Origin of the sequence: uncultured Methanofollis sp., assembly GCF_937919355.1 — an archaeon.
Lineage (GTDB): Archaea > Halobacteriota > Methanomicrobia > Methanomicrobiales > Methanofollaceae > Methanofollis.
In genome coordinates, this window is record NZ_CALFSA010000205.1 from 1 (window position 1) to 3969 (window position 3969).

A 3969-nucleotide genomic window follows, 5' to 3' on the forward strand; every position below is an offset into this window, starting at 1 on the left:
GGTCGACCTCCGCGGGCCGGTGTTTCTGACGGTGCGGGCGGAGATCGGGGAATAATCTTTTTTTCGAGATAAATCCCTCAAAGAATATCTTCAGAATTGAAGGGGAATTATTTTAAATTTCGATCCTGTGACCGTGGAAAGTGGAGTCGATCCCTTCATCATTTTTCTCTACGCAATGCAATGTCCCGTTTGAGGCACAAAAGATCCCTCACCGACCTATATAAAAAAAGAGAAGAAATCAAGGATCCGGTAATACCACTTTATTTTGCATTTACTATTGCCAGAGATTTCATATGGAATTGAATATCTATTGAGAACAGGATATTTTTTCTGTGCTTTACTCCATAACTGATGGCGAATATTCTGTCGCACTGTATGCCCACGCACCCCATGTGTTTTGTACATTGCATGAGATGTACTGACAATTATCCAGTTGACTTTGTACCATCTCGCAGGATCATCCCGGATAGAATACACAACATGAGATATGTTTCGCATCGCAATCTCAGTGTGATTTATACGGGGCTTCATGGATAGTATAACTCCGGGTATCGAATTTCCTTAAAATTAGCGATCGGAATTTTAGAACTTCTCCTTGAATAATCGACGGGCCTTTCACCATCCAAAAAATGAGATTACTATTCTAAGGACTTCAGAGGCCTCCACAACATTCCCAACGATAAAGTACCTGAACACATACCGGGGACAGATCACAGAGAGAGAGAATCAAGACAGCATCTTCTCGAACCCCCGAATACTCCCTCCCCCGCGTCATCACCTCGATGATATGGACTGTGTCGCCCTCAACAGTATAGATGACACGATAAACCCCGACTCTGAGGCGAAATTTCTGCGGCGTTGCGTGGCGAAGAAGTTTGATGTCGGCACCCGGACGGCTACGATAAGGATCGTTACCCAGTCCCGCGAGAGAGGCGTATCCTCTCCTGCGTCTCGATCGGGAGTCTGTGAAACTGCTTCATGAATATCCGGGAGAAAAGAACCCTCTACATCAGAGTTCTTCCAGCGGGAGGAACTCGTCGTCCTCCAGGACCTGATTCCCGTGCTCGTCCGGGGAGACGACCGACCTCTCCCTGATCAACCGCCTGATGATCTCGTCGTCGCTCTCGCCCTCGTGCCCCATCTTCCTCAGCAGGTCCAGCGTCTCCTCCGAGATGGTGATCTGTGCCGTGGCAGTCATCGAAGAGGGTGATCGCCGGCAGCGGGACATAAGGGTTTCCCATGAAAACCACCGGGGTGATTTTCAAAGAACCGCTTGAAACTTCGTTTCATTGCGATTCGGAAAACGAACGGGACATCCCCATGAGGGAGAGACCCGCCGCCCCACCCCACAACCTTTATCCCGCTCCCCCACCGATCACCCCTCATGCAGTCCCGGTCGAACGTCCTCGCCACCCTTGCAGACCTCAAGGACGAGCTCGCGACCCGCTTCCACGTCGCGAAGATCGGCGTCTTCGGGTCAGTCTCGCGCGACGAGCAGACGCCGGAGAGCGACATCGACATCCAAGGTCTGAGTTCTCCCGGCCGGTCGGCTTTTTCACCTTCATGGAGCTGGAGGCGTTCCTCTCCGACCGGTTCGGCGCACCTGTCGACCTGGTGACGCCCGCCGCCATCAAGCCGATGATGAAGGAGAGGATCGCACGCGAGACGGCCTATGTCTGAGCCGGACCTCTATACCGTCAGGGATGCACACCAATAAAGAGCAGGGGACATCCAGAGACTCCGGGCCGTGTATCTCCATCATACAAACCTATTTCAGCCATAAAACTCCCACAACAGATCGATCCAACGGGAGAAAAGGGACATGCACCGCATCAGTTACCGCATACTTCTGCGGAAAGAGCCGGAAGGGGGCTATACCGTCACTGTGCCGACACTCCCCGGCTGCGTCACCTTCGGCGGCACGATCGAGGAGGCGATCGCAATGGCGAAGGAGGCGATCGAGCTGTACCTGGAAGACCTGACGGAGAGAGGAGAAGAGATCCCGACCGAGGAGGATACGCTCGAATATACCCTGACCGTCGAAGCATATGCCTAAGACCCCCGTCCTCTCCCCGCAAAAAGTCATCAAAATTCTTGAGACCAGGGGGTTCGTCCTTGTACGAAGCCGAGGCAGCCACCACCTCTATCGTCACCCCGAAACGGGACGGCGCGTGATCGTCCCGTTCCATGCAAAGGACCTGCCCACAGGAACTCTTCTTGAAATCCTCCGACAGGCAGGGATCAAAAAGGAAGACCTCGACGACCCGAAATGATCACTCCTCCGCCGTCAAACCCCCCGCACGCGGAAATAAGATCCCTGACATAAGCAGGATAGCCCCTCTGACTGAGATTGTATTTTTTTCCAGAAGATCGGCAGGTAAGCAGTCCGGCATGGTAGGTAACGAACCGGGCAGGGTAGGTAAGCCCTCACCCATGGTAGGTAAGGGATCTTCCGGCCCGCTCATACCCCCCTGTGGAAAATCCGAAAAGGGTGCCCAGAATCATAGCAAGAGAAAAAAAACCGACGTGTTTATAATCAGGTGAGCGTATTCTTCGCCATCAACAATAGTATCGATTGTATTGAGAAGAAGATGGCAAGCACGGTGGTGAGAGGAAGGCGATGTTCTATAACGACCCGTTAGAATTGAGTGCCGAGGAATGGACAGAACTGCTTACGAAAAGAAAAGTAACGACAGAACAAGACCTCACGGTTTTAAAGACCGTGTATGAGAGCAAAAACTATGAGATACGAGCATCTGAGATCGCATCAAAGTTAAATCTCTCTCACTATGCACCGCTCAATGCACAAATAAGCCGATTTAGTAAACGTGTCATTGCGAAAACAGGAGTTCAACCACCCCTGAGAAGAAACGGGAAACCTCGATGGTGGCATGTTCCCTTCTTAGGATATGATAATGGTGGAAGTTTTCCCTGGATAATGCGGCCTGAATTGGTTATCGCATTTGAGAACCTTTTCGATTCAGAGGAATTAGATCTTGTGGATTCCGGAGAGATTACCGTCGAAGATATTCCTCTTCTCCGCGAAGGCACAGTGAGCCAGGTTTTTGTAAACCGCTATGAAAGAAACAGACGTGCACGAAAGATATGCATTGATCACTATGGTAGCCGGTGTGCCGTCTGTGGTTTCGATTTTGAGAAAGTGTATGGACCGATAGGAAAAAACAAAGTTCACATCCACCATCTCATACCACTATCTAAAATCCAGCAAAATTACGAAGTCGACCCTATACGAGATTTGCGTTCGGTGTGTCCGAATTGCCATCTTATAATTCACAGTAAGAGAGAGCCCTTCACAATAGAAGAAGTAAGGGAAATGATCGGTGGGCAGCACGGATCAATGATGTGGTGAGTTTTCCCGGAGCCCTGCCAGAAGAGGGAAAACAGTGCCCAAGTCACATTGAGGATCCGGAGTCTTGAAAACATTCAGAGACCGGCATGAGTGAACCGTCTTCACACCCCCAGCACTTAGAAAGATGAACTCCAACCACATCGCAAAGACCGTCATCCCCGACTCTCTCCCCCGGTTAAGTCAGGCTTAAGACCCCCGTCGCCGACGGAGAGGCATGCACAGCACGAAAAAAATACACGGCAGCCTTCATGATTCCCCGCGCGCCAACACCGGACCGAGGAAGACCGCCGCAATGCCATCGACCGGAGACACGCCGGCTCAGGCCCTCGCCGTCCTGTTCTCCGGCGGTGTCGTCGAGGTGCGTGCTCTCGCGGACTATGCGACGCACTCCGGCTACTTCGACGACTTCGCGAAACTCGCCGACGCCGCCGAGGCCCTCGACACCGACCCGGAGGTCCGCGGGATCTACGTCACCCTGAACGCGGTGGACCCGGCCCTCCTCGCCCGGCGGGCGAACAGGGTGAAGATGCGGCTTTCGCGGAGCGACGCGACCACCTCGGACGCCGACATCGTGCGGCGGCGGTGGTTGCCCATCGACC

General features: G+C 52.6%; 5 protein-coding genes and 1 pseudogene. 5 read left to right on the plus strand and 1 reads right to left on the minus strand.

All coding sequences use genetic code 11. The annotated features are described in order from the left end of the window. Positions 1 to 1009: 1009 nt before the first annotated feature. Positions 1010 to 1198: a hypothetical protein gene (locus Q0520_RS09850; RefSeq protein WP_298669521.1), complete on the minus strand. Its 189-nt coding sequence runs from the start codon at positions 1196 to 1198 to the stop codon at positions 1010 to 1012. 186 nt (positions 1199 to 1384) lie between these two features. On the opposite strand from Q0520_RS09850, the gene Q0520_RS09855 reads away from it, so the two are divergent. The 5 genes and pseudogenes from Q0520_RS09855 to Q0520_RS09875 all read left to right on the plus strand — a co-directional run. Further along, positions 1385 to 1618 carry a nucleotidyltransferase family protein gene (locus tag Q0520_RS09855; protein WP_298669524.1) on the plus strand — a complete coding sequence of 78 codons (234 nt, stop codon included), beginning with the start codon at positions 1385 to 1387 and terminating at the stop codon, positions 1616 to 1618. A 204-nt stretch (positions 1619 to 1822) separates the two neighbouring features. Next, complete coding sequence (locus tag Q0520_RS09860; RefSeq protein WP_298669527.1) at positions 1823 to 2056, plus strand: type II toxin-antitoxin system HicB family antitoxin; 234 nt, start codon at positions 1823 to 1825, stop codon at positions 2054 to 2056. After that, on the plus strand, positions 2049 to 2273 hold the full coding sequence (locus Q0520_RS09865) for a type II toxin-antitoxin system HicA family toxin (protein WP_298669530.1): 225 nt from the start codon (positions 2049 to 2051) through the stop codon (positions 2271 to 2273). Before Q0520_RS09860 ends, Q0520_RS09865 begins: the two co-directional genes overlap by 8 nt. 347 nt (positions 2274 to 2620) lie before the next feature. After that, the gene (locus Q0520_RS09870; RefSeq protein ID WP_298669533.1) at positions 2621 to 3370 is read left to right on the plus strand and encodes an HNH endonuclease; all 750 of its coding nucleotides are present in this window, start codon (positions 2621 to 2623) and stop codon (positions 3368 to 3370) included. Positions 3371 to 3662: 292 nt separating this feature from the next. Next, positions 3663 to 3969, plus strand: a pseudogene (locus Q0520_RS09875) (hypothetical protein); the annotation flags it as partial.

Bases quoted from the DNA above. Each gene is read 5' to 3' on its own strand.
- Q0520_RS09870 (WP_298669533.1), top strand. From the start codon at position 2,621: ATGTTCTATAACGACCCGTTAGAATTGAGTGCCGAGGAATGGACAGAA.
- Q0520_RS09850 (WP_298669521.1), bottom strand. From the start codon at position 1,198: ATGACTGCCACGGCACAGATCACCATCTCGGAGGAGACGCTGGACCTG.
- Q0520_RS09860 (WP_298669527.1), top strand. From the start codon at position 1,823: ATGCACCGCATCAGTTACCGCATACTTCTGCGGAAAGAGCCGGAAGGG.
- Q0520_RS09855 (WP_298669524.1), top strand. From the start codon at position 1,385: ATGCAGTCCCGGTCGAACGTCCTCGCCACCCTTGCAGACCTCAAGGAC.
- Q0520_RS09865 (WP_298669530.1), top strand. From the start codon at position 2,049: ATGCCTAAGACCCCCGTCCTCTCCCCGCAAAAAGTCATCAAAATTCTT.